The sequence below is a fragment of the Marispirochaeta aestuarii genome, from assembly GCF_002087085.1.
In the GTDB taxonomy this organism is placed as follows: Bacteria; Spirochaetota; Spirochaetia; order JC444; family Marispirochaetaceae; genus Marispirochaeta; species Marispirochaeta aestuarii.
The window spans coordinates 143,576-163,418 of the sequence record NZ_MWQY01000012.1 but is presented as its reverse complement, the minus strand read 5'-3'; the positions used below and the strand labels follow the sequence as shown (position 1 = coordinate 163,418).

Here is a 19,843-nt window from a genome sequence, read left to right as displayed (position 1 = left end):
CCCGGGAGACGGTTCAGTTCGCCCGGAACGCGAACAACTGCATGGAGCGGCTTGCAGTCTATCGGCTGTATCACAATTACATCAAGCCGTATCGGATCGGGAAGAGAGAGGAGAGCAGAAAGACCCATGCAGAGTGGGCAGGTATTCCAGCTCAACCTATCGCATCTGAGATGAAGACTGTATTTACCCGGCGCCGTTTTTTCTCAAGGAGCAGATGGCTCTCAAGCAGCGATATCGTAATCTGGCTTCGAGGAATCAGTACACCCATGAAACAGATGGCAGAATACCTTCCCGCCTATTCATGGGCGTAAGATATCCCCACGGTCAGGAACACTAAACCTTCTTTCTCCCGAAAAATTTGCTTCCTTGCCGGCGACAGACTACCATAAAAACTAAGAACACGTTGGTTAACGTGTAAAGAGGTCTGTATTTCATGAAAAGAGAACCTCAGGCAGCAGTGGGTTCAGCCATTCACAGATTACTATTTCTCATGCCCATGATGCTTCTCGTCGGCCTTCTTCTTCAGTCATGTACCGGGGAGGCCTACAAACTCGGCCTCATAAGCGGACTTTCCGGAGGTAACGCCGATTCCGGCGAGGCAGGCCGTAACGGGGCTCTCCTGGCCGTGGAAGAAGCCAACCGTATGGGCGGCGTAAAGGGCCGCCACATAGACCTCCTGATACGGGATGACGGTCATAACCGGATAATGGCTATAACCGCAGCCCAGGACCTGGTGAATCAGCGGGTGGAAGCCATTATCGGGGCTTTCAGCACCACCATGACCGAAGCGGTAATGACTGTTACCGAACACGCAGGGATGCTGGTATTTACCCCCACCTCCTCGGCTTTGCAACTGGTCGGAAAAGATGACAATCTTTTTCGTCTCTGTTCCAGTACAACGGAGAACGCGGAGGATTATGCCGATTTCATGGTCCGCAGGCGGGACTATTCCACTACTACCATTGCCTTTGATCTCCAGAATTTCTCCTTTTCGCAGAACTGGGTCGCTGAATTCGAGAAGGCCTACTCCCGCCTGGGGGGAGAAATTAAAGCACAATCATCCTTTAATTCTCTGGTCCTGACCGGCTATAACGATCTTGTAGAAGAATTGCTGGCACCGGAACCGGAAGCCGTCCTTCTTGTAGCCAATTCGGTTGATGTCGCCAGGCTCGCTCAGCAGATACGTAAAGTGGATATCAGTACCCCGATAATTGCCGTGGAGTGGGCGGGGACCCAGCAGCTTATAGAACTGGGAGGAAAAGCCGTTGAGGGAGTCGAGGTCCTCCAGATCTTCGACAAGTTCGGCACCCAGGAGAGATTTCTTCGCTTTATCGACGAGTATCGTAAAAGATTCAAGATAGAACCAAACTTCTCCGGCGTTATAGCCTACGAAACCGTCCAGGTCATTCTGGTAGCGGAAAAAAATCGCAGACAGGGTGAATCACTGAAAGAGGCAATACTGCGGAACAGTCCCTACCAGGGGCTTCAGCAGGAGTTCATAATTAATGAATACGGTGATACCCGCAGGGACTCTTCCTTCGTTATTATCCGAAACCAGAAATTCGAGAAATCCCCCTTATGAAAATCCGTCCCTACACCTTTCGCTGGTTCATCTTCTGGCTGATTATTTCTTCCTCCATAATAACCCTTCTGATTTCCGGAACTATAATTTTTCTGCTGCGACAGTCCACCTTCGCGGCGGAAAATATGGAGAGAGCCAGACAGGAATCCAAAATACTGGTCAGGCGAACCGAGGGACTGCTGGCCGGGATAGAAGAGAGCATCGGAATCCTGACTCAGGCCAGTCTGAGAATGGATACCGAAGACTTCGCCGATCTGCTGCAGGCCGTACTGCCGCAGCATGAAAGCATCCGGGTCATCTATTTTCTGGACGGAAACGGACAGACCTATGCTGTACATGCAAAGGATCATCGAAACCCTCTGCACGAGGATTTCATCGGAATCGACTTCTCCTACAGTTCTCTCTATTCAGCTCTGCAGAACTCAAATCAATCAGTGTGGAGCGACAAGTTCATCTCCGTTTTATCCGGCGACACTTCTGTGGGAGTGGGCATACGGATGGAAAACCATACTGCCATAGCCGAAATCTCTCTGGAAGCCCTGCTGTCAACGGTAGAGATCGCGGCAGAGAGCTCCGTGCGCCTGTGGGTGGTTGATAAACGTGGTGAACTGATCGTCGATACAGACAACGAATTCAGTACCGGAATTACAAATGTGCTGGGGAACAGAGCGATTCAGCAGGCTCTCGACAGTCAACAGCTTCCTGTTACCGTTACAGTAAACGGAAAAAACTATTATCCCGCTGCGGACATTTCAGAAAAGCTGGGATGGATTTTTATGAACCTTATACCGGCGGGCCTCGACAACAGGTATATCAGGAACACCCTTATAGATATAATCTTTCTTTCGATCTCGTACCTCGTTTTAGCACTCCTTTTGTCTCCCCTCTGGTCATACCGGCTGAATACCCAGGTAATGCACCTGATGCAGCAGTCCCAGAAAATCGCCGAAGGACACCATTACACGCCCCAGAAAGACTGGATGATCCGGGAATTCCATGAGCTTTCTGAAAGCCAGAAAATAATGGCTGACAAGATTTTCGACCGGGAAAAATCCCTGATACGCCTGAACCAGAAACTGGAAGACCGGGTACAGGAGAGAACCCGGGCCCTGGAAAACAGCAACCGGGAATTGCAGGAAACCCTGGAGAATATGAACCGGATGCAGGAAATACTGATCCAGACCGAGAAACAGGCGGCCCTGGGTCGACTCGTTGCCGGTGTGGCCCATGAATTGAATACCCCCATCGGGAATGCAATCATGTCAATCTCAAGCCTTAAGGCAGAGACACACGAACTTGGGAGGGAGGTGTCGTCAGGGCTTAGGCGCTCCACCCTGGAACGTTTTCTCCGTTACTGCGACGAGGGACTCGATATCGCCGAACGTAATGTTTCCAGGGCTGCGGAGCTTATTAACAGTTTCAAGCATGTGGCCAGTGATCAGACAAGTTCTGTACGCAGAAAATTTTTTCTGGATACCATGATTCACGATGTACTTCTGACCATGAATCCGATGATCAGGCACAGCAGACACAGGATGGAAACAGATCTGGAACAGGAGGTCGAGATGGACAGTTATCCCGGCTCTCTGGGACAGATACTAACAAACCTGATCACCAACGCACTGGCCCACGCCTGGGATGACGACGACAGTGGCAGCATCTGGATCAAAGCAGGAAGGATTTCCGAACCCCCCGGAGAAGAAATTCCCATGGTGCAAATCTCAGTTCAGGACAACGGAAAGGGTATTCCTGCAGAGATTCGGAAAAAGATTTTTGATCCTTTTTTTACCACCCGCCTGGGCCGGGGAGGAACAGGGCTGGGACTGAATATCGCCTACAACAGCGCCCGGAACATCCTGGGGGGAACCCTGAACTGCGAAAGTACCGAGGGAGAAGGTACTGTTTTCAAGCTGAAAATTCCTGTGGTGGCGCCTCTCCTCCAGGGATAAAAAAAACCCCGGCCGTCTGCTGACCGGGGTTATGCTGAAAGTATCTGCAGGTTTTTACCCCGCCGTCATGGGCATCAGCACATTGGGGACCAGCATGACCAGGTCCGGCAGGAAGGTGACCATCAACAGAACGATAATCATCATAATATAGAAGGGCAGCATCGCTTTGGTGGCCTCTTCCATGGAGACCCGGCCCACGGCACAGCCGACGAAGAGGGCGGAACCAACTGGCGGCGTACAGAGACCGATTCCCAGGTTCAGCATCAGCATGATCCCGAAGTGTACCGGATTCATCCCCAGGGCACCCACCACAACGGGATACAGTATCGGGGTTGTTATCAGGATCAGCGGGGCCATATCCATGATCATCCCCAACAGGAGCAGCAGCAGGTTGATCAGCAGGAGCAGGGCAACCTTGTTCTGGGTTATTCCCAGAAGAGCCTCCGTTGCCTTTGCAGGGATCTTAAGGTAAGCCATCAGGTAACCGAAGGCGCTGGCTGCGGCAATGAGGCTCATGACCATGGCCAGGGTCTTCAGGGATGAGTAGAGTATCCGCTTGAACTCAGAAAGCTTGATCTCCTTATAGACAAAGAAGGTAATAATAAAGGCGTATACAACCGCTATGGCCGCTGATTCGGTGGCGGTGAATACCCCGCTGATTACCCCTCCTATGATGATTACCGCCGTCAGGAGCCCGAGGAGGGCGTCCTTGGTAATTATCAGGGCCTCTTTCAGGGAGTATCTCTCCTCCTTGGGATAATTCCGTTTAACCGCAATAATCCAGCTTATGATCATCAGGGCGACACCCAGGAGTACACCGGGAATGAAGCCTCCCAGAAAGAGCCTTCCGATGGAGACCCCCCCTGCGGCAAGGCTGTAGATAATCATGTTGTGACTGGGGGGAATAATGATTCCCTGGCAGGCGCTGGTTACAGTAACCGCCGTGGAATAGTCGGCATCATAGCCCTTCTGCTTCATCATGGGAATCATGATCGTTCCGATGGACGAGACATCCGCCACAGCGGAGCCGGAAATCCCCCCGAAAAACATGCTCGCCAGTACGTTTACCTGGGCCAGTCCGCCCCTGAGGCGGCCTATCAGCAGGTTGGAAAACTGGATCAGTCTGCGGGAGATACCCCCCTGCCCCATGATCTCTCCTGCCAGAATAAAGAAGGGAATCGCCAGCAGGGAAAAGGAGTTAACCCCCTGAACCATGCGCTGGATTATAGCCATCAGGGGAATATTCAGATATAGGGCGGTAACAATGGAGGCACAGGCAAGGGTAAAGGTAATCGAAACCCGGAGAACCAGGAGAACACCGAAGATTCCCAGCAGGAGGCCGATGGCAACACTGGTATCACCCATTTTTGCCCCCCTTCAGTATCCTGCCCAGGGAGACGGTCCCAAGCAGATAACCGTCCACCGCCTTATCGTCCGTATCGATACCCAGAAGATCCGTCAGACCTTCGTACATCAGAAAAACCGCGCATACCGGCATTATTATATAGAGCCAGCCTGCGGGAACATGGGATGCCGGCAGTATGGAGCGCATCGTAAAGGCAACCAAGGGAATCCCCCAGCGCAGAAAAATAAAACCGACAAAGATGATTACACAATCGTTGATCTTCCTCAGAATCATATCCACCAGAGGTGGAAGCTTGTTTTCCGGGAGCAGGGTTATATGAATATGAAGATTCTGCTTGACCCCCAGCACCATGGCGATAAAGCTGAACCAGACCGCCATCAGAAGCCCGAGTTCCTCCGACCACTGCAGACCGGAGCTGAAACCGTAGCGCAGTACAACATTGGCAAAGATCGTCAATACCATTACCACCAGCAGAATCTTGGCGAATACCACCAGAAGTATGTGAAGAAGGTTAAAAAACCTCACTATACCTTGCAGCATTTTTCCTCCTGAAAATCGTAAAACTCTGCTCCCGGAAGACAGAACGGAAAGGAGAAAAAATCTTCGCCCCACCCCCATTCAAGAGGCGGGACGAAGATGTTCCGTTCACTGTTCCTGGGAGCCTTATTTGACTGCCCGGATCTTCTTGACGACTTCCTGCAGCTCGGGGCTCAGGGCATTGTACATGGGCTGCATAGCTGCCTGCCAGGCAGAGTTGTCCTTGATCTCGGTAATAACATTACCGGCGGCGCGGATCTTCTCTTCCGCGACCTTTACATAGTCCGCCCACTGCTGGCGCTGGTAATCCATGGAATCCCAGGCTGCCTCCCGAATGATCTCCTGATCCTCCGCGGAGAGCTTGTCCATGCTGATCTTGCTGGCAATGATAATCTCCGGAACCCGGGTATGGGCGTCCAGGGTATAGTACTTCGCCACCTCATAATGGCTGGTGGAATAGTAGCTGGGCCAGTTGTTTTCGGCTCCGTCGATTACACCGGTCTGAAGTCCGGAGTATACCTCGCCGAAGGGCATGGGGGTGGCAACGGCACCCAGGGCGTTAACCATATTCACCATGATGTCCGCCTGCTGGACCCGGATCTTCATCCCCTTAAGATCTGCGGGAGTCTTTACCTCCCGTTTGGAGTTGTAGAAGCTGCGGGCGCCGGATTCAAACCATCCAAGGCCGACAAAGTTGGCGGGCTCAAGGCTCTCCAGGAACTCTTTGCCGATATCGCTCTTCAGGACCTTCCACATGTGCTCTGCGTTCCGGTACAGATAGGGCATCTGCAGGGCATCGAAGTTGGGTGAGAATGCCGACAAGGGAGAAATGCTGACCCGGGTAAAATCGATAGCCCCGAACTGAACCTGTTCGATTACCGGTTTTTCCTCTCCAAGCTGGGATGACGGATAGACCTCGATGGTAATTCGTCCGTTGGTGCGTTCCTTTACCAGGTCCGCAAAGTAGAAATCCCCTTTGGTTGTGGGATAATCCGCTGCGTGGGTTTCTGCCAGACGCAGTACAATGGGTTTCTGGGCTTCCGCAGCCCCTCCAGAACCTTCCTGTCCTCCGCCGGCAAACAGGGTCCCGGCTGCGGTCAAGAGTACGATCAGAACTAAAACCAGATTCTTTTTCATGGTTACCTCCTGAAAAAATGGGTTTATGATTTTATTATAGGAGGACCATGAGAATCCGGGGTAAAGACAATCATCTTATTCAAGGACATTTCGATTCCGTGAATACCTCTGTTCGTTCTGTCAAGAAATCCAGAATCTGGATTATACAATCTTTATCGGACAATTCTGCCATAATTATCCGCTTTTCCCGGACAAACGGTATTCCCTGGGACTCACTCCCGTTTCCCGGCGGAAGACCCGGGAAAAATAGTTCGGGTCTCGGTATCCTGCTGCTTCAGCGATCTGTCCGATGTTCATACTGACATCACTGAGGAGCAGTCTCCTGGCTTCGTCTATTCTGAGACGGGTCAGAAAATCCAGGATACTCGTTCCCAGCTCCTGCCGAAAAAGCCGGGAAAGATGGGAAGGCGAGTGTCCTGCCTCCCCGGCGATGGTCTCCACCGAAAGCTCCTCCCGGAACCTCTGCCTCATGACATCAATGGCAAAGCGTACCGCCGGGTGCCCGATTTCAGCCTGACGTCGCACCCCGTCCCTCAGGCAGCGCAGCATCTCCCGTAAAACGGCCTCCCTCTCCTCATCTGTGGTCTCCCGCAAAGATACCCGGGCACAGGAAGGCAGCTCCAGGCTGGGAAAACGACGGGACAGGTCGTGCCTCAGGACCGCCAGGATCTCATCCAGTTTGTCCAGGGCCGTATCCTTCTCCGGCAGGGAGTCCATCCATCGAAAGACCATACCCACGGCCTGGTTCAGATTGGACTCTTCCCCCCTTTCGATATTCTGCAGCAGGGTCTCCTTGATATTGAGGCTCGAGATTCCTGTCCTTCCTCCATCGGCAGCCACAGCCCGGGCAAGCCGGCGTTCAAGATCACTGAAATCCCTGATTCCTTCCTCGATTGTAAGGGTCCCCCGCAGGGATACCTGCTCCTGTACGGAGCGTTCCAGATCCTCCACAATCTCCGGAGAAAAGAAGGTCTCCGCCTCTGTTCCGCCGACCAGCAGCATCAGAATCTCGCTGTCCAGCCTGCCGGGAATACAGTGGATTCCCGCCTTTTCCGCCTCCCTGCGGAGAAGCTGTTCGCAGCGGGAGAGCAGGACCTCCGAGTGCTTTTCCCGGTCCACCCGCATGGGGTAGCTCTTAAGATCAACCTTGAGAACGGCGATTTCCATCCTCGGAGATTCTATTCCCAGCAGGGTGATAAAATCAGCAAGCTTGCGGGTATCAAGGAAACCCGTTGCCAGCTGTGCGGACAGCTCGATTTCTCGGGCCCGTATCATGCCTTGCAGGGCTTCCAGAGTCCGGTCCAGCTTCTTTTTTTCCTGGTCCTCCTCCCGGAGTCGGCGGGCCAGAAGAGTCAGCAGTTCCAGAACCCGTTCATCCTCCACCGGTTTGACCAGAAAATCCTCAGCCCCCAGACGCAGGGCCTCCCGGGCATAATCGAAAGTATCAAAGGCGGTCAAGAATACGATTTTGCATGCCGGCAGCAGTTCCTTCAGCCGCCGTGCCGCCTCAACGCCGTTGATCCCCGGCATCTTTATATCCAGAAAGGCGATATCCGGCTTTTCCTTTTCTGCAATTTCAATGGCTTCCCTGCCGTTTACAGCTTCGATAATGTTTCCGATCTCCGCAGTACCCCGGCGAATAATGTACTTCAGGGCTTCCCGCTCCAGCCTCTCATCGTCAGCTATCAGAAGGGTATACATCCCTCGCCTCCCTTTTTATCCGCCGGTATGCTTATGGTGACCGTGGTGCCGACCCCTTTCTCGCTGGTAACCAGAAAATCCTCGCGACCGCCGTAGAACAACGCGAGCCGTTCCCTGACATTGGAAATACCGATGCCCGCCCCGTCTCTTTCGCGGGACGCGTGGATCATTCCCTCGGTTTCTTCACTGTCCATGCCGCATCCCGTATCCCGGACCTGTATCTCTATTCTTTTCCTGCGACGTTGTACTTCAACAAAGATTTCACCTCCCTCCTCCCGGGGTTCAATACCGTGTTTCACGGCATTCTCAACCAGCGGCTGGAGAGTAAACGCAGGAACATAGATTTCTTCCGTACGAACGGAGGACTCAATACTGTAGCGCAGCCGATCTCCGTAGCGGTACTGCTGAATCGAAAGGTACTCCCGCAGTATGGTAAGTTCTTCCGCCAGACTGATCCGTTTGCGGGGGTCCCGCAGATGGTAGCGGAAAAGGGTCGCCAGAGACTTTATAAGTCCGCTGGTCCCCTCGGCCCCTTCAAACATGGCCGTCCTGGAGATGGTATTCAAGGCGTTAAAGAGAAAATGGGGATTGATCTGGGACTGGAGCCCCATAAAACGCGCCTCCTGCAGGGAACGCTGCATCCTCTCCATGGAGATCTCTTCTTCGTGAAGCCGCCGTTCCAGATCCGCCTTCTCCTTAAGGCCCTCCACCATCTGCCTGATACTCCGGCTCATGGCGTTGAAGGAGGAAAAGAGGGTACCCACTTCGTCCGCACGCTCCACGGGAAGAATCTCGACCTCCAGGTCCCCACCGGCGATCCGGGAGGAGAGTTCCGCCAGGCGGTGTATGGGACGGGATATTGAGTTGGAAAAGAGTACCGCGAAAAGAAAGAAGGCCCCACCCACCACGGCTGTGGAAATAAAGGAGAGAATCCGCACATTATTGGCCCGGGCGGCAAGTACGGCATAGGTCTGGCTTCCGGCATTGAGGTTGATATTGAGCAGGATTTCCGTGTAACCGGAAACATAATCATAAACCCTCCGGGCATCCACATAGGCACGGTAGTAATTGCTGTCACCGCTGTCCAGCATACGGATCGCATACCCGGCACGTCGAAAAAACTCCGTCATTCCCCGTTCGATTGCCGTCAGCTGAAACTCCGCCTGCAGCCCCGTGTTCGCCTTCAGCTTCATCTGGTGAAAGAACTGCCACAGGGTAGGAATGGAGGAAAAATAGAGTTCCTGCTGCCCCTGCGCCCGATCCCTGAGATAGCGGAAAAAGGATTCGTGGCTGCTCACCCAGGCCAGGCGGTACTCCTGGATATCGTAATAGACTGAAAGCTTCTCATCGAAAACCTTTATATAGCGGAAAGCGGTAAGGCTGACGCTCAGGTTTATGACGAGGATCATCAATATCATGGCCACATAAAAGGAAAGCATTTTGTTCCGGATGTTCAGGGCCCGCCAGGGCCAGCGAAAGCTGAAAGGATTTTTCATGGGAGCCTCACAGGGGGTAGCTCATTTGGACCGGCTCTCCCGGACCGGGGCCGTCACTGACAAGAATTGAGCAGCTCTTTTCCTCCGGAATCGCTTCTATCCGGATCCAGAAACCCTCTTCTCTGCCTGTACGGCAGGCGACCTGTTCCTCCACATGACGCAGAAGTTCTCCCCGGGGAACCAGGATTGATTCGACCCCCGAGGTAAGGAAGTCCCAGGAACAGTCGACACCATACCGGGGCTTGACCAGCCTCAGACACAGCTCCACCGCCCGCAATTCCGCCGACAGTTCCACCGGCTCGCCCTCGCTTCTTCTGCGGTACCGATACAGCTCCGCCATCATGGCAGCGATTCCGCGGGTCTCCCAGGCATTCTCCAGAGCAGCCAGGCGGGCCAGGGAGTTCAGGTCCGAAACAATCTGGTTTATAATCTCATCTTCGCTGCCCGGCATGCAAGGTTTCCCTCCGAATAGTATACTGGAATTCTCTTCCTGGACGGATTACGGATTACCGACTGAAGGTTCCTCATCACAAAGGGGAAAATGAAAGGATGCGGATTCGGCAAACCTGGTAACCTGCCGCGCCGCCTGCTTTAGAGATGACAGCGTCCCCGGACCGCCGACACATCCGCCGGGACACGCCATTCCCTCTATGAGGTCCGGGCTTCTCTCTCCGCGCTTGATTCTTTCCAGCATCGCCCTGCATTCCTGCAGGGTATCGGCTCGTTCAAACTGAATATCGGTTATCCCATGGCTTTTTTCAGCTGTACGGATAATAGCTTCGCCGACACCTCCTGCATTCGCATATCCCCGGCCCAGGACACTGGCATCATCCACGGGCATCTCCCTCGCAAGGGAAAGCAAATCGATACTGAAAGTCACAAACAAAGCCGCCAGTTCCTCGAAGGTCAGGACATGATCAACGTATCCGGCAACTTCTTCGCTCATGGCTTCATCTTTTTTGGCGATACAGGGTCCGATAAAAATAACCTTTGCATCCGCATCCCGTTCCTTGATCTTTTTTGCAGTTTCCACCATTGGGGTGTAACTGTCTGCAATATTCTCCGCCAGGTCCGGATAATATGCCCGTGCCGCCTTGACCCACGAAGGGCAGCAAGAGGTCCCCAGAAACCCGCTCTGCTTTTTTCGGTACCTGTCTGCAAGCAGAATCGTGTCGCAATCCGCACCGTAGGCGACTTCCATAATCTTGTCGAATCCAAGCTTGCTGATCCCTGCGAAAATCATCTCGGGAGAAACCTTGCTTCCGAACTGTCCAGGAAAAGAAGGCGCAACAATGGCATACAATTTACTTTGACTGCTTTTACGGAGCAGACTGATAACCACCTGAACAATCTCCGATTTTTCCGCTATTGCGGCAAAAGGACAGGAGACAATGCACAACCCGCAGCTGACGCAGGTTGCATGATTTATCCGGGCAAAACCTTCGTCGTCGGAATCAATCGCATCCACACCGCAGGCTTCGGCGCAGGGACGCACCATCCTCGTGATTGCCGCATAGGGGCAGACCTGAACACATTTCATACATTTAATGCACTTTTCCTGATCGATAACGGCCTTACTTTCCGGGAACGAGATGGCGTTCCGGGGGCAGACAATGGAACAGGGATGGGCCATGCAGGCCTGGCATTTATCGGTAACAAGAACCACGTCTTCAGGACATTTTTCACAAGCGGCACGAATAACATGCACCAACGGGGCATCGATCACTTTCCTATCGGTGAAGGCTTTTTCGATTCCCCGCGAAACTGGGATGTTATCCCGCTCTTCAATCAGCGCCAACCCGAATGCCAGCCGTATTCGCTGCCGGATTATAGACAGCTCCCGGTAGGAGCAGCAGCGATAGGTCGGTTTACCCATTTCGATAACTTTGAAAGGGATTTCTTCGATTGCAGCAGGTTCTTTCCCTTCCAGAACAAATCCGGCGATTTCCATAAGCAGGCGACGGCGTAAATCCGTAACGGGTGTATAGATCCCCCGCATTCGCTCGAAAACACGCTTTACACCAATCTCTTTCATGCTTCAGGCCTTAATCTTTTTCATCGCGATACGCCGATGGACTTCGTCGAGGATTACTTCCGGGCGTGCCTCCAGAAAATAGTCACCATCTATCCGAACCACCGGAGATCTGCGGGAATGATCACACATATCGTTCTGGCACGAAATCTCATGAATGGTACATTTTTCACGGATTTCTTTATCTGCAACAAGGGCTTCCATGAGCTGCGATGCACCGCGGAACGCACAATTCGTTCCTATGCAGACTGAGACTTCCATCAGTTTGGTTTTCTTCTGCGAATCGCTCATATTATCCCCCCGACAGGAACCGACATGCAGGAAAAGCCCTCCCGGTGCCAGTTTTGAATCTAATCTTGCCTTCATGTAAATCATGGGGGGAAAAAATATACACGTCAAGAGCGCGTATTACCATATTATGGTGGATAATGATTTTTCTTGAATACCCCGGGGGGGTATAGTATATTCTTATAAGAATGATCATAAAATCATCGACGTAACGGATTCGTTAGATCTTTACGCCAGAGATTTTTACCTTTGAAGCGGAGTCTCTGCCGGGCAGAGCATGCGGCTCATTCTTGCAGGTCTGTTCTTTTCCGTCGGATATGCGTTTATATGTAACCGTTCCGGGGATTCCCGCTGCGCAAAACACGGAGGATTTTTATGGCCACAACCGACCATCACGAACATCATGAACACCAGAGTCATCACGACCACAACGAACACCACCGCATGATGATACGGGACTTCAGGAGGCGCTTCTATGTTACCCTTGTTCTTACCGTCCCGATCCTGGCCCTTTCGAAACTTATTCAACAGCTGCTGGGATTTTCCTTCGGGTTCGCAGGGTCGGACTACGTAGTTTTCACACTGGCAACGGTTATCTTCTTCTATGGAGGACGTCCATTCCTCTCAGGTCTGATCAGCGAATTAAAGGCGAAAAATCCCGGCATGATGACTCTTATCGGGTTGGCTATTTCAGTCGCCTACGTCTACAGCGCGGCGGTGACCTTCGGCCTGCAAGGGTCGCCTTTTTACTGGGAACTTGCAACCCTGATAGCAATCATGCTGGCGGGACACTGGATCGAGATGGCATCGGTCCTGAGCGCCTCGTCCTCCCTGGAAAAACTGGCACAGCTCATGCCGAGCGAAGCTCACCGTAAAAAAGGCGACGAAACGGAAGACGTTCCTTTATCAGAAATCCAAAAAGGGGACGTGCTGCTGATCAAACCAGGAGAAAAGATTCCCTCCGACGGCGAGGTCGTCAGGGGCGAAAGCTACATCGACGAATCGATGCTGACCGGGGAATCCAGGCCCGTCAAAAAGCAGACCGGCGACACCCTGATCGGCGGTTCGATCAACGGCGACGGATCTCTGGAGCTTCGGGTCGAAGGCGCCGGCGAGGATTCGTACCTTTCCAAGGTCATCAACATGGTACGCGAGGCCCAGGCAGCAAAATCCAAAACCCAGGCCCTCTCCGACCGGGCGGCCTTCTGGCTTACCATTGTCGCCATAAGCGTGGGGGCCGTTACCCTTGCCGCCTGGCTTATCGCCGGAATGGATTTGCAGTTCTCAATCGCACGCATGGCCACGGTCATGATCATTACCTGCCCCCATGCCCTCGGCCTGGCGATTCCTCTTGTTGTCTCCGTTTCCACCTCGAAATCTGCCCAGAATGGTCTTCTGATACGCAACCGGACAGCCTTCGAAAACGCCCGCAGAATAAGCACCCTGGTATTCGACAAAACCGGAACCCTGACCAACGGGACCTTCGAAGTAACCGCCGTCAACGTTCACAGCGACAGTTACACCGAAGAGCAGATTGTCTCCTTCGCCGCCAGCCTGGAAGGGCATTCCGAGCACCCTATCGGCAAGGGAATTGTTCAGAAAGCCACGACCATGGGGATCAAGCCTGAGTCGGCGGATAATTTCGAAGCCATCAAGGGAAAAGGGGTCTCCGGTATCGTTTCCGGAAAGCAGATAGAGGTAGTCAGCCCCGGATACCTGAAGGAGCAGAATCTTGCGATTCCGGAAGGTGCGGAAGCCAAAGGGGGGGTTACCAGGGTGTTCGTTCTTGTGGACAACACCATTGCGGGATCTCTGGCCCTTTCCGATACCATCCGTCCCGAATCCTACAAAGCGGTGCAGGCCCTGCAGAAACGGGGCATAAAGTGCTGGATGCTTACTGGAGATAACACTGCTACAGCGAAGGCAGTTGCAGAGGAACTGGGAATGGACGGCTTCTTTGCGGAGGTTCTGCCGGACCAGAAACAGGAGAAGATAAAGGAACTGCAGAAAAAGGGAGAATACGTCGCCATGACCGGCGACGGCGTTAACGACTCACCAGCGTTGGCACAGGCCCAAGTGGGTATTGCGGTCGGCTCGGGAACGGATGTCGCGGCTTCCACGGCGGACATTATTCTTGTCAATTCCAATCCCTTGGACATTACCGCCCTGATCCTTTTCGGTAGAGCAACCTATCAAAAAATGGTGCAGAACCTGATCTGGGCAACCGGGTACAACGTCGTGGCTATTCCTCTGGCAGCAGGTGTTCTCTACAACGCAGGCATCGTGCTCTCTCCCGAAGTCGGCGCGATCCTCATGTCCCTCTCCACGGTTATCGTCGCTATCAACGCCCGGCTCCTGCGGGTCAAAAAAGAGGAGCTGGAGGAGGCCACCGCGTGAAGTTTCGCACCCGGCGGCCGGTAGACGGAGTCAATTTCTCCTGAGCGGGGATGAGTAACGCTATGAAGACGGAAAAGCGGGTACTGGTTGTCGACGACGAGTCGGCAATCAGGAAATCCCTGCGGGCGTACCTGGAAAACGAGGGGTATGAGGTAGAGGAAGTTTCCCACGGCAACGAGGTTCTTCCTGCAATGCGCAGGTTCACGCCCTCGGTAATAATTCTGGATGTCATGCTCCCCGGGATCGACGGCATAGAGGTGCTCCGCCGCATACGGCAGGAATCTTCCGTCATGGTTCTGATGCTGAGCGCCCGGGGAGACGAAACGGACCGGCTCCTCGGACTGCGGATGGGTGCCGATGATTATGTTGTCAAACCCTTCAGTCCACGGGAAGTGGCAGCCCGGGTAACGGTACTCCAGCGCCGTGAACGGCATTCGACCAGCGAGGGGGACCGGTCAATCCGGTTCTCCCGGATTACCATCGATCCGGCGGGGCGAAAAGTATGGAAGGACGACCGGCTGCTGCAGCTGACACCGATCGAATTCGATCTGCTGCATGTCCTGGCAACCAACCACGACAGAGTGCTCAGCCGGGACCAGCTCATCGAGCATGTGTGGAAGGACGACTATTACATCGATGAGCGTGTTGTGGATGTTCACATCCGGCGCCTGCGGCAGAAAATAGAGGATAATCCGGCCTCCGCCGGCATTGTCGTGACGGTGCGCAGCGCCGGATACCGTTTTGAGGCGGCAAACGCATGAAAATCAGGAAACCCGTACCTCACCTGCTGGGCTGGAAGCTCTTCCTTTCGCACATTCTGATCGTTGTTGTCGGCAGCCTGGTTCTGGTAGTTACATCCCGGATTCAGGCGCCCAACGCGTTTCTGCACCACATGGAACACATGCGGATCCTTCTGGGACCGGATAATGCAATGGCGGAGGACCTGCGCAGAAATTTTCTGGCGGCAAGCAATGAGATTCTTCTCATTTCCGGGGTTGTAGCCTCTGTTGCCGCGGTACTGGCAAGCAGTTTCATTGCCTGGAGGATCGTCAGCCCCATCCGGTCCCTGATGGAAGCAAGCAAACGCATAGCGGACGGCAATTACAGCGACAGGATACAGACCAAATGGAATGACGAGCTGGGCGAACTGGCCCTGAGTTTTAACCAGATGGCGGAAATCCTGGAAGGAACCGAGCGCCGACGTACGGAGCTGATCGGGAACCTCGCCCATGAGCTCAAGACACCCCTGACGGGAATCCGCAGCATGATGGAGGGGCTTATCGACGGGGTGCTTTCTCCGGATACCGAAACCTTCCTCGATGTCCAGCGAGAAACATCCCGGCTGCAGCGCCTGACCGAGGAACTGAGCCAGCTCTCGAAGGCGGAAGCGGGGATTATTCAGCTAGATCTCGAGCAGACCAATCCGGCGGAGCTCATACGTCGTACCGTATCCCGGCTGGAATCCCAGTTTGAAGACAAAGGCGTGCAGCTTGTCGTGGAAGTATCCCACAACCTGCCACATATCAGGATGGACAGTGAACGGGTACTGCAGATCCTGATCAACCTGCTCGGCAACGCGCTGCAATACACAAACCAGGGTGGAGTTGTACGGCTCAAATGCAGCCTCCTCAACTCTCATCTCCGGTTCTCAATCCAGGATACCGGCATAGGAATTGCGCCGGAACATCTGCCGCATCTCTTCGACCGCTTCTACCGGGTCGATTCTTCCCGGGCCCGGGCCCACGGAGGCAGCGGAATCGGATTGACCATCGCGATCCACCTGGCCCGCGCCCACGGCGGCACTATTACCGCAGACAGCCGGGGGCCCGGCTTCGGCAGCACCTTTACCTTAACCCTTCCCATAGATTCAGATTCCTGATGAGTCCGGAACAACTCGTCATCGTTCATCCGGAGAAAGCAAATCCTCAAGGTCGATTTCTTGCATGAATTAGCGTATATACCTTTCAGGTTTACGGGAAAACTGCTCTAAACATTCCGGCGAACAAAAAAAGTACGTCTCCCTGTCCGTAGTAAACGAGTATAGATTTTCCTGCCTGTGGACTACCATTCCACAAACAGGATCAATGAATCCTGTCCCCCGATTACTGTGGTCGAGAGGCTTCAAGCGATCAGAACCTCCCGATTCGTCCAAGATCGCGTGTACCTCCTCGATTGAGGATGCGGACACACAACGGGCGGCAATATTCTCCAACCCGTCGCTTGAACCTTCAGGCACGGAAAGCCGGACAGAATTAACGGCATGGAAGTCGACACTGAGATCCCTGAACCCCATACCGTAAAGTACAGGAACAAGATACGGATCCGCTGCAATCTCTCCACAGAGAGTAATCTGCTTCCCGGATTCCGATGCAGCGTCAGCAATATATTTCAGCATCCGAAGAGCTGACGGATGCTCGGGTTGGTAGTAATTACTCACATTAATATTACCGCGATCAACTGCAAAATGGTACTGCAACAGATCATTGGTACCGACGCTGATGAAATCCAGCCGTTCCAGTAGATCTTTCAGAATCCATACAGCGGAAGGAACTTCAATCAATACTCCCTGTTTAACGTCATGACGATACGCCGTTCCCTGTTGCTTCATTTCTTCCATCGCAGACGCCAGCAGTTCCTGCAGATATTTGAGCTCCTCAACTGTTTCTATCATCGGGAAAAGAATACGAAGATCAGAACACTCAATACCGGCTCGAAGAATTGCCCGGACCTGATTCATGAAAAGCTCCGGATGAAAGCGATACAGTCGGTGGGCCCGCAGTCCCAGAAAAGGATTATCCTGTGGTCCCAGTGAAAAATACGGTACGGTCTTGTCGCCACCGATATCAAACATGCGGATAGTAACGGGATAACGCTTCCACCGTCTGCAGAGCTGTAGATAGACTGCGTACTGTTCTTCTTCGCTGGGGAATCCTGACAATCGCTCGGTAAGCAGAGACTCACTCCGAAAGAGCCCGATTCCCGCTATAGTATCGCCATGTAACGATTCCGGGGGATGTGAATCCGTATCAACAAGATTGAGCCATATATTCAGGGGCGAGTCGATATATGCTTCATCCGTCGCAGTTGCGGATGCCAGTGCAGCTGACGAAATGTCGTCTTCGTCGGCATGTATCACCAGTCGACCGTTTTCCACATCCACCACGACTATTGCGCCCATCGCTTCATACAGCTTTTCAATACCATTGACTCTAAGTACGGGTATCCCGAATGCTTTCGCCATGATGGCAGCGTGGGAAAATCCTGTTCCGGACTCAACGATAATCGCCGCAACACCGGCGTTTCGAGCCTCCACAACATTCGATACAAAGAGTTCTGGAAAAACAAGCACCAGGGAGGCGTTTCTTACCGGGACGGGCAATTCCCGGATTTGCTCAATTCCGGATAATCGAGACTTAAGACGCTGCATCAGATCCTCAACATCAGCGGATCGTTCACGTATCAGGGCATTATCCGATTCCAGCAGGCGATCTTTCATTTCTCCGAATACACAGACCACCGCTTCCTCTGCAGACTCTCCGTACTCCTCAATTCGGTGCATGAGTCTGGACTTTATTCCTTCGTCCTCAAGCATCAGAACATGCGTATCGAGTATTTTCGACTCCGACTCGAAACCTTCCCGGTTCAGTATTTCCGCCATGGAACGAACTTCATCCCCAAGCAGGGCAATTTCCGTCTCAATGCTATACTTCTCTTCTTCTGCACCGGATGTAGTCGATGTAAACTTTTTTTCCTTCGAGAAGCCTTCAGGTCCGGAAACGCCGGAAACAAGAATGCCGGCCACGGAAGGCCCGCCTGCAATGTCGGTACCTGCAAGAACATAACGTTGTGGTTGCTTCAGTAGGTTGTCATTCATAGTATCGTATATCCTTCCGCACCGGGGTACGAAGAACTCATGCGCCCGGACGGGCAATTATCTGTTTGACGATATCGCGCCACAGGTTTGTTACCTCTATGTGCTGAAAACCGGCCTGCAGCAGATTATCCACAGTCCGGCGGTTTATGTTGGCTCCATACAGATAGAGGGGAAGGGGGTTCAGGAAATCCATAAGGGGACCCATAACAGGTCCCTCACTCCTGACATGCTCGAGCATGAGGACTCTCCCGTCGGGCCTGCAGACTCTCTGCAACTCCCGCAGCCCGTTTACCGGTAGCGGCACCGAGCAGAAAACACAGGTACTGACTATTGTGTCAAAGCTGTTATCCTCAAAGGAAAGCTCTTCCGCGTTCATTTCAATGAGGGTCACGTTATCCAGACCCTGACTCTCCACCCGGGACCGGGCTCGTTCAATCATTTCGCGGCTGAAATCGATTCCCGTTACCGATACATCGGGCGGATAATAGGGAAGATTCTTGCCGGTGCCGACGCCGACTTCCAGAACACGGCCGGCAGCCTTGGTCAGAAGCTGCACTCTCCATGCCACAAAACTGGCTTCCATGGGGCGCTCAAGCAGATCGTACAGGGGCGCTATGCGGTCATATCGGCGTTGTATACGTTCCTGATCGGATTTCATACAGGGTGCTCCGGTAATGAAAAAAGCCGGGGGTTACGTGGCTGATGCGCGTTACCCCCGGCAGGAGGGGCATTATTGCAGATCCTTGAGCATCTGCTGATACTGTTCCCGGGTAATCTCTCCGGCGGCATAGCGCCGCTTGAGGATGTCCTCGGGCGAATTGTAGGGGTTGGAATAATTCTCTACCCCCGAATTGCTCATCAGGCCCCAGCCGCGGCCTATGCCGCCGCCCATCATGCCGCCTCCCATCATACCGTAACCCCCCATACCAGAAGCACCATAGCCGCCGGTAAGATACTGGAAAGCCATCCACCGGTGTGCAGAGTCCAGCGAATCGGAGCCTTCTCCGCCCATCATCCGGTCCATCCATTCGTGCTGCGCTCCACTGCCGACATGACTGGCCATTACAGCGTCACCAAGTTCGAGCATCAGGTTGTCAGGAACCTTTTCCGGATTTATGTTTTCGGTCATGGTCAGTCCCAGGACGTCCCTGATTTCAGACTCCACATCCGCAATGCTCTGATCATGGGTATCAGAATCGCCCCAGACGGCTACGGAAACAAGAATAAACACGGCAAAAAAAACAAAAAAGTAGCGTTTCATACTTACTATCCTCCAGAACACATCTTTCATCCGGGATTCTTCCTCCCGGTGTTCAAGTACAATCTAAGGAATATTTATGAAGCAAATCTGAAGCCTGTATTACATTTATGTTACAAATTTTTTCATTAGTATTCTCACGTCTGACCCTCTGCATAATAGACTGACAGATAGAATCTGCCATACTTTTTATTCCGGAAAACGTTGCCGGAGAATCCTGCATTAC

16 protein-coding genes and 1 pseudogene are annotated in these 19,843 nt (G+C 53.1%); 6 read left to right on the top strand and 11 right to left on the bottom strand.

Annotation, left to right across the window (positions count from 1 at the left end; all coding sequences use genetic code 11):
- From B4O97_RS19520 to B4O97_RS12285, 3 genes and pseudogenes are all read left to right on the top strand, one after another.
- Positions 1-311, top strand: a pseudogene (locus B4O97_RS19520) (hypothetical protein); the annotation flags it as partial.
- 122 nt (positions 312-433) lie between these two features.
- Complete coding sequence (locus tag B4O97_RS12290) at positions 434-1,582, top strand: ABC transporter substrate-binding protein (protein WP_083051201.1); 1,149 nt, start codon at positions 434-436, stop codon at positions 1,580-1,582.
- The gene (locus tag B4O97_RS12285) at positions 1,579-3,531 is read left to right on the top strand and encodes a sensor histidine kinase (protein WP_083051200.1); all 1,953 of its coding nucleotides are present in this window, start codon (positions 1,579-1,581) and stop codon (positions 3,529-3,531) included. Before B4O97_RS12290 ends, B4O97_RS12285 begins: the two co-directional genes overlap by 4 nt.
- A 54-nt stretch (positions 3,532-3,585) precedes the next feature.
- On the opposite strand, the gene B4O97_RS12280 is transcribed toward B4O97_RS12285, so the two are convergent.
- The 8 genes from B4O97_RS12280 to B4O97_RS12245 form a co-directional block, all read right to left on the bottom strand.
- Positions 3,586-4,896 (bottom strand): TRAP transporter large permease, encoded by a 1,311-nt coding sequence (locus B4O97_RS12280; protein WP_083051198.1) that lies wholly within the window; start codon positions 4,894-4,896, stop codon positions 3,586-3,588.
- Positions 4,889-5,437, bottom strand: a complete 549-nt coding sequence (locus B4O97_RS12275) for a TRAP transporter small permease (protein ID WP_233143041.1) — start codon at positions 5,435-5,437, stop codon at positions 4,889-4,891. The genes B4O97_RS12280 and B4O97_RS12275 overlap by 8 nt, the downstream gene beginning before the upstream one ends.
- A 123-nt stretch (positions 5,438-5,560) precedes the next feature.
- On the bottom strand, positions 5,561-6,571 hold the full coding sequence (locus B4O97_RS12270) for a TRAP transporter substrate-binding protein (protein WP_083051196.1): 1,011 nt from the start codon (positions 6,569-6,571) through the stop codon (positions 5,561-5,563).
- Between the two features lie 174 nt (positions 6,572-6,745).
- Positions 6,746-8,272, bottom strand: a complete 1,527-nt coding sequence (locus tag B4O97_RS12265) for a response regulator (protein WP_083051195.1) — start codon at positions 8,270-8,272, stop codon at positions 6,746-6,748.
- On the bottom strand, positions 8,257-9,768 hold the full coding sequence (locus tag B4O97_RS12260; protein WP_083051193.1) for a sensor histidine kinase: 1,512 nt from the start codon (positions 9,766-9,768) through the stop codon (positions 8,257-8,259). The genes B4O97_RS12265 and B4O97_RS12260 overlap by 16 nt, the downstream gene beginning before the upstream one ends.
- Before the next feature lie 7 nt (positions 9,769-9,775).
- On the bottom strand, positions 9,776-10,219 hold the full coding sequence (locus B4O97_RS12255) for a sensor histidine kinase (RefSeq protein WP_083051191.1): 444 nt from the start codon (positions 10,217-10,219) through the stop codon (positions 9,776-9,778).
- Positions 10,220-10,267: 48 nt separating this feature from the next.
- A complete protein-coding gene (locus B4O97_RS12250) occupies positions 10,268-11,803 on the bottom strand; it encodes a monomeric [FeFe] hydrogenase (protein ID WP_083051190.1) in 1,536 nt (511 codons plus the stop codon).
- Between the two features lie 3 nt (positions 11,804-11,806).
- Positions 11,807-12,091, bottom strand: coding sequence for a thioredoxin domain-containing protein (locus tag B4O97_RS12245; protein ID WP_143305671.1), 285 nt, complete (start codon positions 12,089-12,091; stop codon positions 11,807-11,809).
- Positions 12,092-12,463: 372 nt separating this feature from the next.
- Here B4O97_RS12245 and B4O97_RS12240 point away from each other — a divergent pair, with 372 nt between their 5' ends.
- The 3 genes from B4O97_RS12240 (at position 12,464) to B4O97_RS12230 (ending at position 16,364) form a co-directional block, all read left to right on the top strand.
- On the top strand, positions 12,464-14,485 hold the full coding sequence (locus B4O97_RS12240; protein WP_083051187.1) for a copper-translocating P-type ATPase: 2,022 nt from the start codon (positions 12,464-12,466) through the stop codon (positions 14,483-14,485).
- A gap of 62 nt (positions 14,486-14,547) precedes the next feature.
- A complete protein-coding gene (locus B4O97_RS12235; protein ID WP_083051185.1) occupies positions 14,548-15,246 on the top strand; it encodes a response regulator transcription factor in 699 nt (232 codons plus the stop codon).
- Complete coding sequence (locus B4O97_RS12230; RefSeq protein ID WP_083051183.1) at positions 15,243-16,364, top strand: sensor histidine kinase; 1,122 nt, start codon at positions 15,243-15,245, stop codon at positions 16,362-16,364. Before B4O97_RS12235 ends, B4O97_RS12230 begins: the two co-directional genes overlap by 4 nt.
- A 69-nt stretch (positions 16,365-16,433) precedes the next feature.
- Here B4O97_RS12230 and ptsP read toward each other — a convergent pair whose 3' ends face one another.
- The 3 genes from ptsP to B4O97_RS12215 all read right to left on the bottom strand — a co-directional run bounded on the left by ptsP (position 16,434) and on the right by B4O97_RS12215 (position 19,620).
- Complete coding sequence (gene ptsP / locus B4O97_RS12225; RefSeq protein WP_083051181.1) at positions 16,434-18,359, bottom strand: phosphoenolpyruvate--protein phosphotransferase; 1,926 nt, start codon at positions 18,357-18,359, stop codon at positions 16,434-16,436.
- 37 nt (positions 18,360-18,396) lie between these two features.
- Complete coding sequence (locus tag B4O97_RS12220) at positions 18,397-19,017, bottom strand: class I SAM-dependent methyltransferase (protein ID WP_083051180.1); 621 nt, start codon at positions 19,015-19,017, stop codon at positions 18,397-18,399.
- A 72-nt stretch (positions 19,018-19,089) separates the two neighbouring features.
- Entirely contained in the window at positions 19,090-19,620 is a 531-nt protein-coding gene (locus tag B4O97_RS12215; protein WP_143305668.1) for an SHOCT domain-containing protein, read from the bottom strand.
- Positions 19,621-19,843 lie beyond the last annotated feature (223 nt).